Here is a 20,617-nt window from a genome sequence, read left to right as displayed (position 1 = left end):
TTCTTGGCAGAAAGACATCGCTAAGTCAGGAAGGGATTGGTCCGCCTTTCCTCGCCAAAGCGGCCACCCGGGCCGTGGCCGCAGATGAAGCCGATCTCGTCACCGAGCGGCAAAAGCTTGTTCTTAATCGAGGCGATCAGCGCCGCATGGTCGCCGCCCGGCAGGTCGGTGCGCCCGACCGAGCCGCGAAACAGCACGTCGCCGACATGGGCGAACTTCGCCGCGCGATTGTAGTATACGACATGGCCGGGCGCATGGCCGGGGCAGTGCAGCACCTCGAACATATGTGAGCCGAACGAAACCGTCTCGCCCTCTGCGAGAAACCGGTCGGGCACGCAGTTGCGCGCCCCGGCAATGCCGTAGCGCTGGCCCTGGTTCTCAAGATTGTCGAGCAATAGCTTGTCGGCTTCGTGCGGGCCGATGATCTCGATGCCGAGTGCTTCCTTCAGCTCCATGGCGCCGCCGGCGTGATCGATGTGGCCATGGGTGATCCAGATCGCAGCGGCGGTGATCGCATTGTCCCTCAGCACCGCCAGCACCTTGTCGATGTCGCCGCCCGGATCGACGACGACGCCATGCTTGTCATCCATGTCGAACAGGATGGTGCAGTTCTGCTGGAAAGGCGTGACCGGCACGATGCCGGCATTGAGCTGACCCATGATTGTCCTTTCGCTGTTCCAGCGTGATGTAGAGGCGCGGGCGAAGGCCGTCCACTGCTGAAAGGCAAACAGTCCGTCCCAAAACAGAAATGGGCGGCCCAACGGCCGCCCATTTGACGAAGCCTGAGTCTCGAGCAATTCCAGGAAAAGTGTAAAGCGGTTTTCCGTCCGGAATTGGGTAAAACAACAAACTAGATCATTCGCCGTGAAACGGTGAATGATCTAGAGGCTTACTTCTTCATCGCGCCCATGACCGCACCGATGATGCCGGTCAGGATGGCGCCGCCGCCGGCGCCGCCGAGCAGGTTTTTGAGGTTCAGCGTATCGCCCAATCCGCCCGCTGCCGTTGCAGCCGCTGCCGGGTCGGCCGTGCCGCCGAGCAGGCTGCCGAGGATCGCCGCCCCGCCAACGCCGCCAACCGCGCCGCCGAGGATTTTGGTCAACTGGCCCATCGCCGCATTCTTCAGCGCAACGCCGACCGCCTGACCACCGACAACACCTGCAATTACCTGTACAACGAGCGCAATGAGCGTATTCGTATCCATGTACCTAGTCCCTCCATAGCTGCCAGCCTCCCGGGCCGACACCATCATGAGACGCTGAATTGTACGAAAGTCAAATGCACAGATGCTGAAATAAAGGGGCCGGCCTCAAAACCGCCCCTGCTTGCGAAAAAAGCTGTGACTTTCGTTATTCTGCGGCTATCGCATGCTTAGGTTGCACCGCAGCAGAATAGTCGTTCATCAAAGTCTTGGCGATCTCGCCGACCTCGAATCGGTACGGACCGATCTCGGAGACCGGCGTCACTTCCGCTGCCGTTCCGGTGAGGAAGCACTGTTCGAAGCCTGCGAGTTCCTCAGGCATGATGGCGCGCTCGACGACTTCAAGGCCGCGGTCCTTGGCGAGGCCGATGACGGTGCGGCGGGTGATGCCGTCGAGGAAGCAATCGGGCTTCGGCGTGTGGATCTTGCCATCCTTGACGAAGAAGATGTTGGCGCCCGTTGCTTCGGCGACCTGGCCGCGCCAGTCGAGCATCATGGCATCGGCATAGCCCTTGGCCTCGGCGGCATGCTTGGACATGGTGCAGATCATGTAGAGGCCGGCGGCTTTCGACTTCGACGGCGCGGTGCGCGGATCGGGCCGGCGCCATTCCGCCAGATCGAGACGGATGCCCTTGAGCTTCTGCGCCGGGTCGAAATAGCTCGGCCATTGCCAGATGGCGATGGCGCAGTTGATGCGGCTGTTCTGCGCCGACACCCCCATCTGTTCGCTGCCGCGCCAGGCGATCGGCCTGACATAGGCGTCCTGGAAACCCTGCTTCTTCAGAAGCGTGGTCGAGGCGTCATTGAGCTCGGCCACGGAATAGGGAATATTGAAGCCGAGCAGGCGCGCCGATTCATGCAGACGCTCGGTGTGCTCGTTGAGCTTGAAGATGGCGCCACCATAGGCGCGCTCGCCCTCGAAGACGGCGCTGGCATAGTGCAGGCCGTGGGTCAGCACGTGGATCTTGGCATCGGCCCATTTGACGAACTCGCCGTTGATCCAGATGAAGCCGTCCAGTTGGTCGAAGGGAACGGATGCCATGGAAACCTCCCGCGGGCGGCGACCCGCACATCATTAGTGTTGTTCTTGTTGCGCGACAGCCGCGTCGGGCGGCCCTTGAAGCGTAAGCGGAGAATCGAACTCTGGCAAACTCAGGAAGTTCCGGAAAAACCGCACTCCCTTGCCTTTTCGTTCGCATTCAGCCGAAAAGCTTGTCAAAAATTACCATTGCGGGGAAATTACGTCAATAGTACTGACATAATTTCCCTCTATGGACGGAGAAATGATGACGGATCGAAGCCCAGCTGCCGGAAAACCGATCAAGACGCCGATCACCGACGAGGACGGCATCGACTTCGCCATCATCGAACTGTTCTTCTTTGCGTATCGCGATTTCACTTCCGATCCGGACCAGATCCTGGCCGATTACGGCTTTGGCCGCGCTCATCACCGTGTGCTGCATTTTGTCAACCGCCGGCCGGGACTGACGGTCGCCGAACTGCTCGACGTGCTCAAGATCACCAAGCAGAGCCTGGCGCGGGTGCTCAAGCAGCTGATCGACACCGACCATATCGTCCAATTGCAGGGTCCGCGCGACCGCCGCCAGCGGGAGCTCTATCCGACAGCCAAGGGGCGCGCCCTGGCGCTGGCCCTGGCGCGGCCACAGTCACGCCGCATCCGTGCTGCATTGGAAGATTCCGGAGCCAGCGAGCGTCCCTTGATCGAACGATTCCTGGAAGCCATGGTCAATCCGGAACTAAGGGCGCAGATCGACATTGTGCCTGCAAACATGTCAGGGAAAAGCCATGGAGACCATTGAGAGGGTGGACCAGCCGACGGCGCCGGACGATGACGCGCCGCATCTGCTTGTGGTCGACGACGACACCCGCATTCGCAATTTGCTCAAGCAGTATCTGACCGAAAACGGTTTTCGCGTCACAGTTGCCGGAAATGCCGGCGAGGCCAGGCGAAAGCTCGCCGGACTCGACTTCGACCTCCTTGTCCTCGACGTCATGATGCCCGGAGAGACCGGCGTCGACCTCACCAAGGCGCTGCGGGCGGAGAAGAACGTGCCGATCCTGATGCTCACCGCGCTATCGGAAACCGACAGCCGCATCACCGGGCTCGAGGCCGGCGCCGACGACTATCTGCCCAAGCCCTTCGACCCGCGCGAGCTGATCCTGCGCATAAACAACATCCTGCGCCGTGGCGGCCCCGCGACGACGCCCAAGGTCGAGCAGCTGGTCTTCGGCCCTTATACTTTCCAGATCGCCAGGCGCGAGCTGAAGCGGGGCGGCGAGGCGCTGAAGCTGACCGACCGCGAGCAGGAGATCCTGGCGATCTTTGCCGCGCGGGCCGGCGAAACGATCCCGCGCCATGAACTTGTCGGCGACGATTCGGAAGTCGGCGAGCGCACCATCGACGTTCAGATCAACCGGCTGCGCCGCAAGATCGAGCGCGATCCGTCCAATCCGGTCTGGCTGCAGACGGTGCGCGGTATTGGGTATCGGCTCAGCGTGGAATAGAATGCCGCTGACGGCCGCCCTTGGCCATAGATGTGCGGCCATCGACCAGCGGCCATTGACCCAGCGAAAGGACAAATGGCGACCACGCAACTGGAACGGCCGGAACAGGGCGGCTTTGGCGCGCGCGTATCACGCGCGCTGAAAGCAATGCCGCGTGCCTGGAAGCGGTTCTGGCGGCTGGTTGCGTTCTATATGCCCAAGCGGCTTTATGCCCGCTCGCTGATCATCGTCATCGCGCCGATGATCCTTCTGCAGTCGGTCGTCGCCTTCGACTTCATGGAACGCCACTGGGCAACCGTGACGCAGCGCCTGTCGCAGGCCACCGTGCGCGACATCGCCGCGATCATCGACATGATCGAGACCTATCCGCATGATGGCGACTACGCGAACATCATCCGCATCGCCCAGGACCGCATGCAGTTGAAGGTCGACCTCTTGCCGCCCGACCCGTTGCCGGCGCCTGGACCCAAGCCCTTCTTCTCGATCCTTGACGACGTCCTTTCCACCGAGATCACCCGCCAGATCAACCGCCCGTTCTGGATCGACACGGTCGGCAATTCCAACATCGTCGAGGTCCGCATCCAGCTCGAGGGCAAGGTGCTGCGCGTCTTCGTGCGCCGCAGCCAGGCCTATGCCTCCAACACCCACATCTTCCTGATCTGGATGGTCGGGACGTCACTGGTGCTGCTGACGATTGCCATCCCCTTCCTTCGCAACCAGATCCGGCCGATCCTGTCTCTGGCCGAGGCCGCCGAAAGCTTCGGCAAGGGCCGGCCGATGCCGCGCGATTTCCGCCCACGCGGCGCCGAGGAGGTTCGCCGGGCCGGCTTTGCCTTCATCCAGATGCGCGAGCGCATTGAACGCCAGCTGGAACAGCGCACCGCCATGCTGACCGGCGTCAGCCACGATCTCAGAACCATCCTCACCCGCTTCAAGCTGCAGCTGGCGCTGGCCGGCGGCAAGCCCGAGACCAAGGCCGCGCTCAACCAGGACATCGACGACATGCAGTCGATGCTGGAAGGCTATATCGCCTTTGCCCGCGGCGAAGCGTCGGAAGATGCCGGCCATTTCGATCTCGAGGCCTATTTCCAAAAGCTCGGCGAGGAGGCGTCGCTGCACAAGCGCAAGCTATCGACCGTGCTTGCCGGTGATCCGGACGTGCATGTGCGCCCGCACGCTTTCGCCCGGCTGTTGTCCAATGTCGCCGGCAATGCCTTGCGATATGCCAAGACGGTGGAGATCAGCGCCGATCACGGCCGCGGCTCACTCGTCGTCACCATCGACGATGACGGTCCGGGCATCCCGCCGGAAAAGCGCGAGGACGTGTTCAAACCGTTCGTGCGGCTCGACGAGGCGCGCAACCTCGACGCCAGCGGCACCGGCCTTGGTCTCTCTATCGCCCGCGATATTGCCCGCAGCCATGGCGGCGACATCATGCTGGAAGACAGCCCGCTCGGCGGCCTGCGGGCGGTGATCAAGGTGCCCGCCTGACCAAAGCATGATCTGGGAGGCGGGCTCGGCCAAAAACCACCTTCATCCGCGCGTCATGAAACCATGGTCAAGAGCGCGCATGAAGCGCGCGACCTCAGTTGATTCGGCTCAGCCGCCTTACTTCGACCTCGTGCCTGCCCGGGTGCGGTGGAGCGAAGCGAGGGCAGCCGGGCCGTACCGCTATCGCATCAAGGCAACCGTCGACCCGAGCAAAGGACCGCCATGCGCATCCTGATGGTCACCGACGCCTGGCGGCCGCAAGTCAACGGCGTCGTCCACACGCTGGAGCGGCTCACCGAAACGCTGAAAACCTTCGACGTTGCGGTCGACTTCCTGACCCCGAACATCTTTCGCACCTTGCCCTTGCCGACCTACCCCGACATCAGGCTGGCGATGACCACGCCCGGTCATGTCGCGCGGCTGATCGAGGCTCGCAAGGCCGACCATATCCATATCGTCACCGAAGGCCCGCTCGGCATCATGGCGCGGCGCTATTGCCGCAATGCTGGCCGTCCCTTTACCACCAGCTATCACACCCGCTTTCCCGAATATCTCAGCGCCCGCCTGCCGGTGCCGGAGAGCTGGGCCTATCGCTGGCTGCGTGATTTCCACAATTCGGGACAAGGCACGCTGGTCGCCACCCAGTCGCTGGCGGAGGACCTTGCGTCGCGAGGCTTCACCAAGCTCAGGCCGTGGACGCGGGGCGTCGACACCGATCACTTCCGCCCGGACAAGAAGAAGGACCTCGGCTTTCCCGGCCCGGTATTCCTGTGCGTCGGCCGCGTCGCCATCGAGAAGAACCTGAGCGCCTTCCTCGATCTCGACCTGCCCGGCAGCAAGGTGATCGTCGGCGAAGGACCGGAACTGGCCAGGCTCAGGGCGAAATACCCGCAGGCGCATTTCCTCGGCCATCGCCCGAACGATGAGCTGGCCGAGATCTACGCCTCGGCTGATGTTTTCGTTTTCCCCAGCCGCACCGACACGTTCGGCAACGTGATCATCGAGGCGCTGGCCAGCGGCACGCCGGTGGCCGCCTATCCGGTCACCGGACCGATCGACATTGTCGGCGACGGCATCGGCGGCGCGGTGTCGACCGATCTGCGCGAGGCCTCGCTCGCCGCGCTCAATGTCGACCGCGCCGAGGCGCGCGAACGCGCCATGCGCTACAGTTGGAAAGCCTGCGCCGAAATGTTCATGGACACGGTCGAAGAGGCGCTGAGCACAAGGCGCAAGCTGGCCGCCTGACGCAATCTTCCTAAAACAACCTGCCGCCGTCCGGCACCTTGCGCTCGATGGCGCCAAGGACCACGGCGCCTTCCTCATCAGGGAAGCCGAGCGTGAGCACTTCCGACATGAACGGACCGATCTGGCGCGGAGGGAAATTCACCACCGCAAACACCTGCCGTCCCACCAGCGTTTCCGGCGCATAGTATTTCGTGATCTGTGCCGAGGATTTCTTCACGCCGATCTCAGGGCCGAAATCGATCTTCAGCTTGAACGCGGGTTTGCGCGCCTCGGGGAAAGGCTCGGCCTCGACGATCGTGCCGGCACGGATGTCGACACGATCAAAATCGGCAAAGCTGATCTCGGGCTTGCGCGCGCTGCTCGAACTCATGGAAGCTCAGGCGTTGCCATAGGTCTCGAACAGGACACCGGCCAGCGCATCCTTGGCCGAGGTTCCCGACCAGACAACGAACTGGAAGGCCTGGAAATAGCATTCGCAGGCTTCAAGCGCCGACGACAAAAGCACCTCGACCTGCTGGCTCGACGGTTCGACCCCGCCGGCGAGCAGCAGTGACTGGCGAAACATGATCGCGCCCTCCTGCTCCCAGAGATCGAAATGGCCAAACAGCATCTGCTCGTTGATCAGCGACAAAAGCCGCATCACTTCCAGCGCGCGGGCTTCCGGCACCTTGATGTCGAAAGCACAGGCCAGATGCAGCGCCTCGAAGTCCTCCATCCACGAGAAGGAGACGTGATAATCGGTCCAGCTGCCGGCAACCGAGATCGAGATTTCGTCATCGCCGGCCCGTTCGAAGGACCAGTCATTGTTATGGGCGACCTGCTCGATGACATCCACCGGATGGATTTCGCGGGAGAATTCGAGTTCGAGAAGTTCCATGGAATGCTTCCTGTGTTCAGGGGAGCGCCACACGCTCCGCGGGGCACACACGACGAACAATCTTGTCTTGAACTCGGACGGCCAGGACTTCACGACACAAAGACCCCGGACCGGACCCCACCGCCCGGCCGCATGACCCTGCTCCGAATCATGCAACAAATTCAGTCTATTGATCGGGAGTCGCGTGAACAGCCTAATTTTTCGCACTGCGTCATCAGCATGTGGAAAGGCGCTGTCACAAAGATTCATGCATTGCCGGTAAACGATTCACGGCAAAGCATTTTTTCGGATTGTGCTTTGTGGAAAAGTTCAAATTTTATATTTTGCTTTGGGCTTTGCCGCAGCCGCAGGTGCGGCCTGTCCGGTCAATTCGGCAAGCCTGGCCTCGAGCGCGTCGATGCGGGCGGCCAGCCTGGTGTTTTCTTCGCGGGCCTTGGCAGCCATGTCGCGGGCAGCCTCGAACTCCTCGCGCTGCACCACATCCATGGTGTTGAGGATGCGCTCGGCCTGCCCCTTGAAGGCAGTCTCCACCTCGCGGCGCACGCCTTGTGCGGCACCCGCGGCATCGGTCATCAGCTTGGCGAATTCATCGAGAATGCGGTTCGGTCCGGTCGACATGGCAAATCCTCGCTTGCTGGAATTGACGTAGTGGCACTGCCTGCGGAATGCAAGAACGTTGAAGCTGGTGCGGCTTCATGTCGGACGCGATTTGGCTCACGGTCCGGCCGACAGATTGCTATTATCGCAAATGGATTCTTGGAACGACGGTTGCCGTGACGGACAGTGCGGACTTGGAGAAGCGCTTTGCAGCACTCGATGCAGCACTCGCAAAGGGCATTTCGGATGCCAGTGCGGGCCGGGTCTAGCCTGGCGACGAGGTGCTGGACAGGCTTGAAGCCAAATACAGGGCAATGGCAGAGAGAACCAAGTGAAGTTACTGGTCTTCACAGACCAGCGGCCTAGTTTTCCTCACGACTTGCTCCAGGCAAGAGTCACTCTCATTCAGGATCAACCAATGGCAACGCCCCCGCGCCGACCGACCAATCCGATGGAAGCCGCTGAAGCGGCCTTCAAGCCGGTCAAGAGACCCGCGCCACCCGTTCGCGAACCCTCCGCCGCACCAAACGTTCGCGAGCTTGTCTCGATCAGGATCGATCGCGCCGTGCTCGACCATTTCCAGGAAGATGGCCCCGGCTGGCAAGACAGGATCAACGATGCGCTCAGGCAATTGATCGCCGGCAAGCCGCAGGGTTGAGCCCATTATCTCTGACGATCAGGCTGTCGTCACCTTGCCTTGACCCCGCCAAAACCCTGCCGCATGGTCCGCGCCCTAACGCGAGCCCTCCCAGGAGATCCTGTTGAACGACTATTTCCCGCTGCCGATGGCGTCGCTGTCCTTCCCCAACATCGACCCGATCCTGGTTCAGATCGGCCCGCTGGCTGTGCACTGGTACGGCATCGGCTATATCGTCGGCATCCTGTTCGCCTGGTGGTACGCCAAGCGGCTCGTCACCAACACAAGGCTGTGGCCTGATGGCGTCTTGCCGATGAAGCCGATCGACCTCGACGATTTCATCGTCTGGGCCGCCGTCGGCGTCGTGCTCGGTGGACGCACCGGCTATGTGCTTTTCTACGATTTAAAGCGCTATATCGACCACCCGCTCGACATCTTCGCCGTCTGGCAGGGCGGCATGTCGTTCCATGGCGGCCTGCTTGGCGTCATCCTCGCCATGACGCTGTTTTCCCTCAAGCGCGGCATCCGCACCTGGACGCTGTTCGACGTGGTGGCAGCCGGCGTGCCGGTCGGGCTCGGCCTCGTCCGCATCGCGAACTTCGTCAATGCCGAACTCTGGGGTCGCGTGACCGACGTGTCGTGGGGCGTCGTCTTCTGCAACGAGCGTCTCCAGCAGACCGTGGCGGGTTGTGTCGCGGGCCTGGAGCCTCGCCATCCGAGCCAGCTCTACGAAGCGCTGCTCGAGGGCGCGGTGCTGTTCCTGGTCCTGCGCTTCCTCACCCATTCGCGGCTGAAGCTGAAGACGCCGCGCTTTGTCGGCGGCGCCTTTATTTGCGGCTACGGCCTGTCACGCATCTTCGTCGAGTTCTTCCGCGAGCCCGACCAGCAGCTCGGCTACCTCCTCGGCGGCTGGCTCACCATGGGCATGGTGCTGTCGCTGCCGATGGTGCTGGCCGGCATCTGGGCGATGGCCACAGCCAAACCGGCGCCGCAACCACAGCCGGCATGACACGGCTGAAGACCCGCATCGTCGACCTGATCGGCGCGCTCGGCGCCCTCCCCGTCAACGAGTACATGGCGCTCTGCCTGTTCGATCCCAGCGACGGCTACTACACCACGCGCGAGCCGTTCGGCGCCGCCGGCGACTTCGTCACCGCACCCGAGATCAGCCAGATGTTCGGCGAACTCGTCGCCGTCTGGCTCTATCAGGCCTGGCTGGCGATCGGCCGACCCCTGCCGGTCACCATCGCGGAGATCGGGCCTGGCCGCGGCACGCTGATGAAGGACATGCTTCGCACCCTGACGCGGCTCGATCCGGCTATCGCCGCCGGAGCCTCCTTCGCTCTGGTCGAGACCAGTCCGCGGCTGACCGAAATCCAGAAGCAGACGCTTGCCGAAACTTCGGTTGAGCTCGGCTGGCACGAAACCATCGCCACACTACCGCAGGCGCCGTTGCTGATTGTCGGCAACGAATTGTTCGACGCTGTGCCGATCCGCCAGTTCATCCGCGCCGGCGCCGGCTGGCGCGAACGGGTGATCGGCCTCGATGTCTCAGACGAGTTGAGCTTCTTCGCCGGCGCCGGCTCGGTCGAGGCGATGCTGCTGCCGGAAGACGCCGCCGAGGCGCCACAAGGCTCTATTTTCGAAATAGCACCGGCCCGCGCGGCACTGATGGCGACCATTGCCGAACGCATAGCCGACCACGGCGGCGCCGGGCTGTTCCCTGATTACGGCCATCTCCAGCCCGGTTTCGGCGACACATTGCAGGCCGTGCGCAGGCACGCCCCAGAAGATGTGCTGGCCAATCCCGGCGAAGCCGATCTCACCGCCCATGTCGACTTCGCGGCACTGGCCGCCGTCGTGCGGGCGCATGGCCTCGATGTGGAATTGGCGACGCAGGGCGACTTTCTGCTTGGCATGGGATTGCTTGAGCGAGCTGGCCAGTTGGGCAGCCAGGCAAGCCAAGAGGCACGACAAACCATTGCCGATGCCGTCGAGCGCCTGGCCGGACCCGACGGCATGGGCACGCTGTTCAAAATCCTGAAAATCCTGCCGCATCAGCCAGTCTGACCCTCAGAGATCGTTACAAGCCGTCCCGCCATGTCGCTTGTGGTCGCATGCCTGCTTTTGGCCAATGCAAAGTCGACGCAGCAGCACTGTCGCAATCACTCGGCCGAACTTCGCCTTGACGAAAACGCCGGCGCGGACAACAAACCCATCCATGCTGAATCAGACCAAACCGGATCCTGTTCGCTCGCCGCTGCTGGAAGCGGCCAAGCCGCGAGGTATCCGCCATGGCTATTTCACCCGTATCGGCGGCGTCTCCGGCGGCATCTATCAGGGACTTAACATCGGCACCGGGTCGGATGACGATCAGATGCTGGTCGCCGAGAACCGCCGCCGCGTCGCTGCCTGGATGGGTGTGCCGGCCAGCCATCTCCTGACCGCGCATCAGGTCCACTCGCCCGATGTCGTTATTGCCAGGGAACCCTTTCCCGGCCCGCGGCCCAAGGCCGACGCCATCGTCACCGACCGGCCGGGCATCGCCATCGGCGCCTCGACGGCCGATTGCGGCCCGGTGCTGTTCGCCGATGCGCAAGCGCGCATCATTGGCGCTGCACACGCCGGCTGGAAGGGCGCTTTCACCGGTGTGCTTGAAAACACCATTGCCGCGATGGAAAGCCTCGGCGCCCGCCGTGAGCGCATCATTGCGGTTCTCGGTCCTTCGATCGGCCCCGACAATTACGAGGTCGGGCCGGAATTCGTCTCCCGTTTCGTCGAAGCCGATGCCGAAAACATCGGCTATTTCGCGCCTTCGGCCAATCCGGCGCATGCAATGTTCGATCTCAACCTCTATACGGTCGACCGGCTGAAGAAGGCTGGCGTGACCGCCGAGGGGCTTGGCCGCTGCACCTATGCCGAGGAGGATCTCTTCTTTTCCTACCGGCGCGCGACGCATCGCAAGGAACCGGACTACGGTCGGCAGGTTTCGGCAATTGTTTTGGAGAACGGATAATGGCGCTGCATTTCGAACGGTCGGAATTTGACGCCCGGCGTGACCGGTTGATGATCGAGATGACGGAAAAGAAGCTCGATGCTGTACTGCTTTTCGCCCAGGAGAGCATGTACTGGCTAACCGGCTACGACACGTTCGGCTTCTGTTTCTTCCAGTGCCTGGTTGTGAAGGCTGACGGCTCGATGGTGCTGCTCACCCGCTCGGCCGATTTGCGCCAGGCGCGCCACACCTCGATCATCGACAACATCGTGCTGTGGACCGACCGCGACGGCGCCAACCCGGCGATCGACCTGCGCAACCTGCTCAACGACCTCAATCTCCTTGGCGCCCGCATCGGCGTCGAATACGACACCCATGGCCTGACCGCCTTCAATGGCCGCCGCGTCGACGAGCAGCTGCAGACCTTCGGCCAGATCGCGGACGCCTCCGGTATTGTCGGCCGTCTGCGCCTGTTCAAGAGCCCGGCTGAAATCGCCAAGGCCGAAAAGGCGGCCAACCTTTCCGACGACGCGCTCGACGCGGCCCTGCCGCTGATCAAGCAGGGCGGCGACGAAGCGCTGATCCTTGCCGCCATGCAGGGCGCGGTGTTTGCCGGCGGCGGCGACTATCCGGCCAATGAATTCATCATCGGCTCGGGCATCGACGCGCTGCTCTGCCGCTACAAGGCCGGGCGCCGCAAGCTGACCAAGAACGATCAGCTGACGCTCGAATGGGCCGGCGTGTTCCATCACTATCACGCGCCGATGATGCGCACCGTGCTGACCGGCAAGGCGTCGAAGCGCCATCAGGAGCTGTTCGACGCCGCCCGCGCGGCTCTTCTGGCGGTCGAGAAGGCGATGACGCCCGGCAACACCTTCGGCGACGTCTTCGACGCGCATGCCCGCACGCTGGAGGCGCACAGCCTGACCAAGCATCGGTTGAACGCCTGCGGCTATTCCGTCGGCGCCCGCTTCACCCCGTCCTGGATGGATATGCCGATGTTCTACCAGGGCAATCCCGAGCCGATCGCGCCCAACATGACATTGTTCGCGCACATGATCATCATGGACTCCGAAACCGAGACGGCGATGACGCTTGGCCGCACCTACCTGACCACCGAATCCCAGCCGAAGCCGCTTTCACGCCATGATCTCGACTTGATCGTACAGTGAATCCATAATGGTTGGTCCACGCGGGGGCGTTCACGACTAAGGAGTTTTCGGGCAGATGAGACGATCGCATGTGACGACCGTGTCATTGCTCGCAGCGCTTGTGCTAGCCGCTTGCACCAACGCCAAGGACGTCCTTGAGCCGTCCGTCATCACGCCGCCGGCAGCCTCGGCTCAGCCCTTGGCTGCCCCGGGCATTGCGCCCGCCGCCACACCAGCGCCGGCCGTCGGCGCCACGACACCCGCCAACCCCGCGCAGAGCGCCGCCGCTTTGTCGAAGACCCGGCTGCAGATCGCGCCGATCGTCGGCGCCTCGGTGGAAGCGGCAACGCCGCTGACGGCCGAACTGCAGACACGCGCCAAGCAGCGCGGCATCACCCTTGCCGGCAGCGCCGACCAAGCCGCCACCCATGTGCTGAAGGGCTACTTCTCGACGATGACGGAAGGCAAGGACACCACCGTTATCTATGTCTGGGACGTCTATGACCCCGCCGGCAACCGGCTACACCGCATCAATGGCCAGCAGAAGGCGCCCTCGGTCAATGCCGCCGAAGGCTGGCCCGCGGTTGCACCCGCTACCATGCAGGCGATCGCCGACCAGACGATCGACCAGTTCGCGGCCTGGCTCGGCGGCAGCGCCGGCTGATCCGCCTGTTACCGGCTTCCGTTCACTGTTGACGTTTTTGAGATTAGCCGGCGGATTCCCGTCAACGAGGCTTGCAATACCGGCACGGCTCGCTACAAGCCCGATTAAGAGGACCTCCCCATCCTTCGCCAGGAACGGTGCATGAAGCTTTTCGCGGGCAATTCCAACCGGGTGCTGGCCGAAGCGGTCGCCCGCTATCTCAATGTCCCGCTGGGCAAGGCCAGCGTCAGACGCTTCGCCGATCAGGAAATCTTCGTCGAAATCCAGGAAAACGTGCGCGGCGAGGATGTCTTCATCCTGCAGTCGACCTCGTTCCCGACCAACGATCATCTGATGGAACTGCTCATCATGATCGATGCCTTCATGCGCTCCTCGGCCAAGCGCATCACCGCGGTCATCCCATATTTCGGTTACGCCAGGCAGGATCGCCGGGCCTCGGGCCGCACACCGATCTCGGCGAAGCTGGTCGCCAACATGATCACCCGCGCCGGCGTCGACCGCGTCTTGACGCTCGACCTCCATGCCGGCCAGATCCAGGGTTTTTTCGACATTCCGACCGACAATCTGTTCTCGGTGCCGGTGATGGCCCGCGACGTGAAGGCAAAATACAAACAGCTTGCCAATGTCGTCGTCGTCTCGCCCGACATCGGCGGCGTGGTGCGCGCCCGCGCGCTCGCCAAACGCTTCGACGCACAACTGGCCATCGTCGACAAGCGCCGCGAACGTCCCGGTGAATCCGAAGTGATGAACATCATCGGCGCGGTCGCCGGCAAGGATTGCCTGCTGATCGACGACATCGTCGATTCCGGCGGCACGCTGTGCAATGCCGCCGATGCGCTGCTCGCCAACGGCGCTACCAGCGTCACCGCCTATATCACCCACGGCGTGCTGTCGGGCGGTGCGGTCGCCCGGATCAGCGGCTCGAAGCTGCAGGAACTGGTGATCACCGATTCCATCCAGCCAACGCAAGGCGTGCTCGACGCCCCGAATATCCGCGTCATCTCCATCGCCGACCTGATGGGCGAGGCGATTTCGCGCACAGCGACCGAAGAGTCCGTGTCGAGCCTGTTCGATTAATCCATGTTGCCCAAAAGCGTGCCCCCGGGCCTGGCTCGGGGGTAATCTCGTTTTTGGAATCTGCCCCAAACCGTCGTGAAAGGAGCGCAGCTGATGCGCAATCGAATCAAGGCTGCAGGCATCGCAGGAATGCTTCTCGCAATCGGCATCGCCAGCGCGGCCTATGCGCCGACAATCGCTCCGGTTTCGACCGCGCAGGCGCAAACGGAATATCTTCCCACCGAAACGGATTTCATCGGCAAATGGAGCATCGCAGGGTCCGCAATCCGGCCACCGCGTGATCTGAAAGAGCCGGCGAAGCCCGACCAGGAAGCGGCTGCGACCGAATTTCAGCAGACTGTGACCGCCTTTTATGGCGCCTTCGACTATCTGGAGATCACGGCGGACGGCCGCTACAATTTTCACCAACCGGGTGACCCGGCATCGGGGCCTTGCGTCTGGTGCGGGACATGGTCGTTCAAGAACGATTCCCTGTGGCTCGAACTGGACACGGCGCCCAGGCTCGACATCTACGCCGAGGGCGGCGACATGCAGATGACCTACACGGCCGAGCCTGAAGAGACGTCACGATACAAATGGCTTGTTTTCAGCTGGACCAAGGCTGATTGAACTGAGGGGTGAGGCGTTCTCGCGCACGCCAACCGAAGCATCGGTGTCAAGCCCGATCTCCTGAGGCGGGCAGTCAGTCCATGGTTGCATTGTGCGAGGAGTTCACCATGGCCATACTGCCCCTCCAATCAACGGAGGAGTAGCAGATGCGGCGTAGGACTTTGCTCGGGCTCGCGGTTTCCATCGCAGCCACCCTTTCAGCACCGGCGGCTTGGGCCGCCGATTTTCCGGACCGGACCATCACCATGGTTGTCCCCTTTTCCGCCGGTGGCTCGACGGATCTGGTCGCGCGCCTAGTCGCCAACAAGATGTCCGAAAAGCTGGGCCAGCAGATTGTCGTCGAAAATGTCGGCGGCGCCGGGGGCAGCATCGGCGCTGCCCAGGTCGCCCGAGCCGAACCGGACGGCTACACGATCCTGATGGGCACGGTCGCAACCCACGCGCTCAACCCGCTGATCCTGAAGACAAAGCCCTACGACGCGGAGAAGGATTTTGCGCCGATATCGTTGCTCGTGCTGGTGCCAAACGTCCTGGTCGTGAACCCTGAATTCCCCGCCAAGGACGTCAAGGAACTGATCGAGATGCTGAAGAAGGATCCGGACAAATATGCCTACGCCTCATCAGGCAATGGCACCCCGCTCCATCTCTCCGGCGAGCTTTTCAAGACGATGGCCGGCGTCAGCATGCAGCACATTCCCTACAAGGGCGCCGGACCGGCCTTGAACGACGTTATCGGCAATCAGGTGCCGATGATGTTCGACAACCTCCCCTCTTCATCGGGCCATATCAAGAGCGGGACGCTGAGAGCGCTTGGCGTCACCACCAAGGAGCGCGTTCCCTCCTTCCCCGACATACCGGCCATTGCCGAAACCATTCCCGGCTATGAAACCTACAGCTGGAACGCTCTGTTCGCGCCCGCAGGCACGCCGCCGGAGGTCGTCGCCGTTCTTCAGAAGGCGGCAGTTGAAGCCCTGAAAGACCCTGATGTGATCGCCCGCATGGCCCAGTTCAGCGCCTCGATCGTGGCCTCCACCCCGGAAGAGCTTGGAGCGCATGTGAAGGCCGAACTTGCCAAATGGGAACCAATCGTCAAGGCCAGCGGCGTTCAGCTGGACTAGGGCCTACGACAAAGTGCTGCGGGCTGTTCCTGGCGCTACGGCGCCGGGGCCTCAAGTCGGGGCTGAGCCCGTCGCATGCCTTCGCCGCGCGCGCCGCGCATATAGCCGCGCGGCGAGGCCCCGAGCATGCGCTTGAACATGGTTATGAATGCCGGCACGCTGTCATAACCGAGGTCGAGCGCCACCCTGGTAATCGGCTCGCCATCGGCGAGCCTGGGCAGGGCCGCAAACAGGCAGGCCTGCTGGCGCCAAGTCGACAAGGACAGTCCGGTCTGGCGCTGGAAGGCGCGGGTGAACGAACGGCGGCTCATGCCTGCGGCATCCGCCCACTCGTCGATCGTGGCGTGCGGCGAAGGTGCCGCGACAAAGCGTCGGCAGAGCGCCGCCAGCTTCGGGTCGGACGGGAACGGCAGCCCGAGCGGCCGTTCCGGCAAGGTCGGGATCTCGTGCAGCAACAGGTTCATGATCAGCCCGCCGCGGCCTTCCAGTTCGCCACCTTGCGGCAGCTTTTCCGATTCTACGATCAGGCTGTGCATCAGCTCGGTGACGCCGACGACACGCAAGCCTTCCGGCAGGCCTGGGATCGCGCCCGGCATGACATAGACCGAGCGCATCGAGACATCGCCCAGCATTTCGACGGAATGCTCGGTGCCGGCCGGTATCCACATTGCGTGGTCGGGTGGCACCATCCAGCGCCCGTACCTGGTCGTCACCAGCACGACACCGACCAGCGCATGCAGCAGCTGGCTGCGGCTGTGGCGGTGTTGCGGAACGTGGTAGCCGTCGGGATATTCGGTCGGCAAAGCCACCGCCGGCCCGGAAACCTCCTCCAGCCACTGCCAGCGGCTTTCGTGCAATCGGCCGAGATCGGCATTGCCGGCGCGGAAGATATCCCTGCGATGTGGCATCGGCTATGGCCCACTTGCGAAACTATTGGACCAAACCACGAAAGAAGTCGCCTCGCAAGCGGCTTATAAGGCAGCCATCCCCAAGGCGCTCCGCAGGGGCGTCGCCCAAGCGCTTCAGACGAGCGTCCTTAAGGCGGTCCGCGGGAGCGGCCGCCAAGCCTGCCCGCGGGCAAACACCCGCCAAAAGACCTCGGAGCCTGCCTTGACCGATACAGCCACCAGCATTGCACCGCAGCCAAGCGCCAGCCTCCCTTCAGCCCAGGCGACCGCCTTCACCGTCATTCTGGCGGTGAGCTTTTGCCACGGCATCAACGACATCATGCAATCGCTGCTGCCGGCGATCTATCCGCTGCTGAAAGAGAATTACGGTCTCGATTTCTGGCAGATCGGTCTTCTGACCTTCACCTTCCAGGTCACGGCGTCGCTGCTGCAGCCGGTCATCGGCATGATCACCGACAAGCGGCCAATGCCCTATTCGCTGCCCTACGGCATGGCGTCCTCGCTGATTGGCCTGATCGTTCTGGCCTATGCCGGCCACTATGCGCTGCTTCTGGTCGGCGCCTCGCTGATCGGAATCGGCTCGGCGATCTTCCATCCGGAATCCTCGCGCATTGCCCGCTTTGCCTCCGGCGGCCGCTTTGGCCTGGCGCAATCTTTGTTCCAGGTCGGCGGCAATTTCGGCCAGGCGATGGGGCCGCTGCTCGCTGCCTTCATCGTTGTGCCCTTCGGCCAGACCAGCATTTCATGGTTCGCCGTCGGGTCTCTGATCGGCATCATCGTTTTGTCGCGGGTCGGCGGCTGGTACAGCCGGATGCGCGCCGCGCAGGGCAATTGCAAGGCGGCGAGTTTCGTCTCGCCCTTCCCGCGCAAGAAGGTCATGGGTGCGCTCATCGTCCTGACGCTGCTGGTGCTGACCAAGAATGCCTACATCGCCTCGCTCTCCAGCTACTACACCTTCTATTCCATCCATAAGTTCGGCGTGTCGGTGCAGATGAGCCAGGTCATGCTGTTCCTGTTCCTCGGCGCCTCGGCGCTGGGCATCCTGCTCGGCGGACCGTTCGGCGACCGCTACGGCCAGAAGGCGATGATCTGGTTCTCGATCGTCGGCGTGCTGCCGTTCACGCTGGCGCTGCCCTACGCCAATTTCGAATGGACGATGGTGCTGACGGTGCTGATCGGCCTGATCCTGTCCTCGGCCTTCTCCAACATCGTCGTGTTTGCGCAGGAGTTGGTGCCGGGACGTGTCGGCACCATCGCCGGGATCTTCTTCGGCTTCGCCTTCGGCATGGGCGGCATTGCAGCCGCAGTGCTCGGCGTCGTCGCCGACATGAAGGGCATCGATTTCGTCTTCCAGATCTGCTCGTATCTGCCGCTGCTCGGCCTGCTGACGGTGTTCCTGCCCAACATGAAGGAAGCCAGGAAGGCGCAAGCGGCGGCCAGATAAAACCGGTCGATTTTGCGGATTTGACGCAGGGCGCGGCATTGCTGCGCCCTCTGTGATTCTTTCAGCATGCGCTGGTTGAAAAGCCTGCTAGAGATAGTCATCAACGAAGGCTTGGGGCCTTCGACGTCTCTGGGGATGACATGCGCAAGATCGTATTGGCCGTATTGGGTGTGCTTCTTGTTACCTTGCCGGCGACGGCACGCATCGTTCCCTTTCCGCCGGGTTTCAAGACGCAGTCCGTCGAAACCAACGGCACCAAACTCTATGTGCGCGTTGGCGGCAAGGGTCCCGCCGTCGTGCTGCTGCACGGCTTTGCCGATACCGGAGACATGTGGGGCGCCGCGGCCATCGCCCTCGCAAAGGACCACACCGTCATCGTGCCGGACCTGCGCGGCATGGGTCTGTCGGCCCACCCGGAAGCGGGCTACGCCAAGAAGAACCAGGCCGTCGACATCGCCGGCGTGTTGGATGCCCTGAAGATCGACAAGGCAGATCTCGTCACCCACGACATCGGCAACATGGTCGGCTATGCGCTTGCCGCGCAATATCCCAAGCGCATCACCAAATGGGTCATCATCGATGCGCCGCTGCCCGGCATCGGCGATTGGGAAAAGATCAAGCAAAGCCCGCTGCTTTGGCACTTCAACTTCCGCGGCCCGGATATGGAGCGGCTGGTCGCAGGGCGCGAGCGCATCTATCTCGATCGCTTCTACAACGAATTGTCGGCAGACCCCAAGAAGATCGACGAGGCCACGCGCAGGCACTACGCCAAGCTCTATGCCCGCCCGCATGCGATGCATGACGCTTTCGAGCAGTTCAAGGCGTTTGACCAGGACGCGATTGACAACCAGGCGATGCTTGCCGCCGGCGGCAAACTGACCATGCCGGTGCTGGCTGTCGGCGGTGAAAAATCCGCCGGCACCACGCAGGCCGATCTCCTGCGGCTTGTGGCGACCGATGTCACGAGCGGCATCGTGCCCGACTCCGGTCACTGGATCATGGAGGAAAATCCCGACGCGACCGTCAAGCTGATCACTGGTTTTCTCGATAAATAAGGCACCGCCTCGCTGACATTTCGATGAAAGCAAAGGCACCCGCCCGGCGGCGGGTGCCTTGCTTATCCGACTGGACGATGTCTATTCAACTGAACGGTTCTACGCCTTGAAGAAGGCCAGGAGGTCGGCATTGATGACATCGGCATGGGTCGTCGCCATGCCGTGCGGGAAGCCCTTGTAGACCTTGAGCTCGCCCTTTTTGAGCAGCTTGACAGCCAGCAGCGCGGAGTCGGCGATCGGAACGATCTGGTCGTCGTCGCCATGCATCACCAGCACCGGCACGTCGATGGCCTTCAGATCGTCGGTGAAGTCGGTTTCCGAGAACGCCTTGATGCAATCATAATGCGCCTTGGTGCCGCCCATCATGCCCTGGCGCCACCAATTCTCGACGACAGCCTGCGACACCTGGGCGCCGGGGCGGTTGAAGCCGTAGAACGGGCCGGCCGCAACATCGTGGAAAAACTGGGCGCGGTTGCCTGCCTGGGCGGAGCGGAAACCGTCGAAAACCTCGATCGGCAGGCCGCCGGGATTGGCCGCCGTCTTCAGCATGATCGGCGGCACCGCGCCGAGCAGTGCGGCCTTGGCGACACGGCCACCGGAACCGTACTTCGCGACATAGCGGGCCACTTCGCCGCCACCGGTGGAATGGCCGACATGGATCGCGTCCTTGAGGTCGAGATGCGCCGCAAGCTCCGCGACATCAGCGGCGTAGGTGTCCATCTCGTTGCCGGTATCGGTCTGGGTGGAGCGGCCATGGCCGCGCCGGTCATGGGCAATGACGCGATAGCCCTTGGACAGGAAGAACAGCATCTGGGCGTCCCAGTCGTCGCTGCTCAGCGGCCAGCCGTGATGGAAGACGATGGGTTGTCCCGTTCCCCAATCCTTGTAGAAAATTTCGGTGCCGTCCTTGGTGGTGATCGTGCTGCTGCCGGGCTTGGTCATCTCGCTCTCCATTGATTGCTTCCGCGATAATCAATATCGCGATAACCATACGACTAGCGCAGGTCCAAATCCTTGTCTAC

The 20,617-nt window shown here is 62.6% G+C and carries 23 protein-coding genes; 15 read left to right on the top strand and 8 right to left on the bottom strand.

All coding sequences use genetic code 11. The annotated features are described in order from the left end of the window. Window positions 1–20 precede the first annotated feature (20 nt). The 3 genes from NKL06_RS24840 to NKL06_RS24830 all read right to left on the bottom strand — a co-directional run bounded on the left by NKL06_RS24840 (window position 21) and on the right by NKL06_RS24830 (window position 2,243). Window positions 21–659 (bottom strand): MBL fold metallo-hydrolase, encoded by a 639-nt coding sequence (locus NKL06_RS24840; protein WP_023691565.1) that lies wholly within the window; start codon window positions 657–659, stop codon window positions 21–23. Window positions 660–889: 230 nt separating this feature from the next. Then, window positions 890–1,204 (bottom strand): hypothetical protein, encoded by a 315-nt coding sequence (locus NKL06_RS24835; protein ID WP_023672022.1) that lies wholly within the window; start codon window positions 1,202–1,204, stop codon window positions 890–892. Window positions 1,205–1,349: 145 nt separating this feature from the next. Then, complete coding sequence (locus tag NKL06_RS24830) at window positions 1,350–2,243, bottom strand: branched-chain amino acid aminotransferase (protein ID WP_023691566.1); 894 nt, start codon at window positions 2,241–2,243, stop codon at window positions 1,350–1,352. A 244-nt stretch (window positions 2,244–2,487) separates the two neighbouring features. On the opposite strand from NKL06_RS24830, the gene NKL06_RS24825 reads away from it, so the two are divergent. The 4 genes from NKL06_RS24825 (at window position 2,488) to NKL06_RS24810 (ending at window position 6,463) form a co-directional block, all read left to right on the top strand. Then, window positions 2,488–3,021, top strand: coding sequence for a MarR family winged helix-turn-helix transcriptional regulator (locus NKL06_RS24825; RefSeq protein WP_023683723.1), 534 nt, complete (start codon window positions 2,488–2,490; stop codon window positions 3,019–3,021). After that, the gene (locus NKL06_RS24820; RefSeq protein ID WP_023672025.1) at window positions 3,008–3,727 is read left to right on the top strand and encodes a response regulator; all 720 of its coding nucleotides are present in this window, start codon (window positions 3,008–3,010) and stop codon (window positions 3,725–3,727) included. The genes NKL06_RS24825 and NKL06_RS24820 overlap by 14 nt, the downstream gene beginning before the upstream one ends. 75 nt (window positions 3,728–3,802) lie before the next feature. After that, window positions 3,803–5,218 carry an ATP-binding protein gene (locus NKL06_RS24815; protein WP_023672026.1) on the top strand — a complete coding sequence of 472 codons (1,416 nt, stop codon included), beginning with the start codon at window positions 3,803–3,805 and terminating at the stop codon, window positions 5,216–5,218. Window positions 5,219–5,440: 222 nt separating this feature from the next. Beyond that, the gene (locus NKL06_RS24810; protein WP_023691567.1) at window positions 5,441–6,463 is read left to right on the top strand and encodes a glycosyltransferase family 4 protein; all 1,023 of its coding nucleotides are present in this window, start codon (window positions 5,441–5,443) and stop codon (window positions 6,461–6,463) included. Between the two features lie 10 nt (window positions 6,464–6,473). On the opposite strand, the gene NKL06_RS24805 is transcribed toward NKL06_RS24810, so the two are convergent. The 3 genes from NKL06_RS24805 to NKL06_RS24795 form a co-directional block, all read right to left on the bottom strand. After that, the gene (locus tag NKL06_RS24805; RefSeq protein WP_023672028.1) at window positions 6,474–6,833 is read right to left on the bottom strand and encodes a tRNA-binding protein; all 360 of its coding nucleotides are present in this window, start codon (window positions 6,831–6,833) and stop codon (window positions 6,474–6,476) included. Between the two features lie 6 nt (window positions 6,834–6,839). Continuing rightward, on the bottom strand, window positions 6,840–7,340 hold the full coding sequence (locus tag NKL06_RS24800; RefSeq protein ID WP_006202532.1) for a type III secretion system chaperone family protein: 501 nt from the start codon (window positions 7,338–7,340) through the stop codon (window positions 6,840–6,842). 309 nt (window positions 7,341–7,649) lie between these two features. Beyond that, window positions 7,650–7,958, bottom strand: coding sequence for an accessory factor UbiK family protein (locus NKL06_RS24795; protein WP_023691568.1), 309 nt, complete (start codon window positions 7,956–7,958; stop codon window positions 7,650–7,652). A gap of 397 nt (window positions 7,959–8,355) precedes the next feature. Here NKL06_RS24795 and NKL06_RS24790 point away from each other — a divergent pair, with 397 nt between their 5' ends. The 9 genes from NKL06_RS24790 (at window position 8,356) to NKL06_RS24750 (ending at window position 16,188) form a co-directional block, all read left to right on the top strand. Further along, entirely contained in the window at window positions 8,356–8,595 is a 240-nt protein-coding gene (locus NKL06_RS24790; protein ID WP_023691569.1) for a BrnA antitoxin family protein, read from the top strand. Window positions 8,596–8,698: 103 nt separating this feature from the next. After that, entirely contained in the window at window positions 8,699–9,583 is an 885-nt protein-coding gene (lgt, locus tag NKL06_RS24785) for a prolipoprotein diacylglyceryl transferase (protein ID WP_023672032.1), read from the top strand. Beyond that, the gene (locus NKL06_RS24780) at window positions 9,580–10,644 is read left to right on the top strand and encodes a class I SAM-dependent methyltransferase (RefSeq protein ID WP_031207892.1); all 1,065 of its coding nucleotides are present in this window, start codon (window positions 9,580–9,582) and stop codon (window positions 10,642–10,644) included. Before lgt ends, NKL06_RS24780 begins: the two co-directional genes overlap by 4 nt. 151 nt (window positions 10,645–10,795) lie before the next feature. Continuing rightward, on the top strand, window positions 10,796–11,590 hold the full coding sequence (pgeF, locus tag NKL06_RS24775) for a peptidoglycan editing factor PgeF (protein WP_023691570.1): 795 nt from the start codon (window positions 10,796–10,798) through the stop codon (window positions 11,588–11,590). Continuing rightward, complete coding sequence (locus tag NKL06_RS24770; RefSeq protein ID WP_023672036.1) at window positions 11,590–12,741, top strand: M24 family metallopeptidase; 1,152 nt, start codon at window positions 11,590–11,592, stop codon at window positions 12,739–12,741. The genes pgeF and NKL06_RS24770 overlap by 1 nt, the downstream gene beginning before the upstream one ends. A 55-nt stretch (window positions 12,742–12,796) precedes the next feature. After that, window positions 12,797–13,384, top strand: a complete 588-nt coding sequence (locus NKL06_RS24765; protein WP_023691571.1) for a hypothetical protein — start codon at window positions 12,797–12,799, stop codon at window positions 13,382–13,384. Window positions 13,385–13,525: 141 nt separating this feature from the next. Continuing rightward, the gene (locus tag NKL06_RS24760) at window positions 13,526–14,461 is read left to right on the top strand and encodes a ribose-phosphate pyrophosphokinase (protein ID WP_023686119.1); all 936 of its coding nucleotides are present in this window, start codon (window positions 13,526–13,528) and stop codon (window positions 14,459–14,461) included. A 93-nt stretch (window positions 14,462–14,554) separates the two neighbouring features. After that, window positions 14,555–15,070, top strand: a complete 516-nt coding sequence (locus NKL06_RS24755) for a hypothetical protein (protein WP_023691572.1) — start codon at window positions 14,555–14,557, stop codon at window positions 15,068–15,070. Between the two features lie 146 nt (window positions 15,071–15,216). After that, window positions 15,217–16,188, top strand: coding sequence for a Bug family tripartite tricarboxylate transporter substrate binding protein (locus tag NKL06_RS24750; protein WP_023691573.1), 972 nt, complete (start codon window positions 15,217–15,219; stop codon window positions 16,186–16,188). A gap of 35 nt (window positions 16,189–16,223) precedes the next feature. Here the strand turns inward: NKL06_RS24750 and NKL06_RS24745 are convergent, their stop codons facing one another. Next, window positions 16,224–17,096, bottom strand: a complete 873-nt coding sequence (locus NKL06_RS24745) for an AraC family transcriptional regulator (protein WP_023691574.1) — start codon at window positions 17,094–17,096, stop codon at window positions 16,224–16,226. A 202-nt stretch (window positions 17,097–17,298) separates the two neighbouring features. Between NKL06_RS24745 and NKL06_RS24740 the strand changes: the two genes are divergently transcribed. After that, entirely contained in the window at window positions 17,299–18,540 is a 1,242-nt protein-coding gene (locus NKL06_RS24740; RefSeq protein WP_023691575.1) for an MFS transporter, read from the top strand. Between the two features lie 140 nt (window positions 18,541–18,680). Further along, complete coding sequence (locus NKL06_RS24735) at window positions 18,681–19,595, top strand: alpha/beta fold hydrolase (RefSeq protein WP_023691576.1); 915 nt, start codon at window positions 18,681–18,683, stop codon at window positions 19,593–19,595. A 99-nt stretch (window positions 19,596–19,694) separates the two neighbouring features. Here NKL06_RS24735 and NKL06_RS24730 read toward each other — a convergent pair whose 3' ends face one another. Then, window positions 19,695–20,537: an alpha/beta fold hydrolase gene (locus tag NKL06_RS24730; protein WP_155927111.1), complete on the bottom strand. Its 843-nt coding sequence runs from the start codon at window positions 20,535–20,537 to the stop codon at window positions 19,695–19,697. Between the last annotated feature and the right edge of the window lie 80 nt (window positions 20,538–20,617).

Source organism: Mesorhizobium sp. C268A (assembly GCF_040324475.1).
Lineage (GTDB): Bacteria > Pseudomonadota > Alphaproteobacteria > Rhizobiales > Rhizobiaceae > Mesorhizobium.
This window is presented reverse-complemented; position numbering and strand designations above follow the sequence as displayed.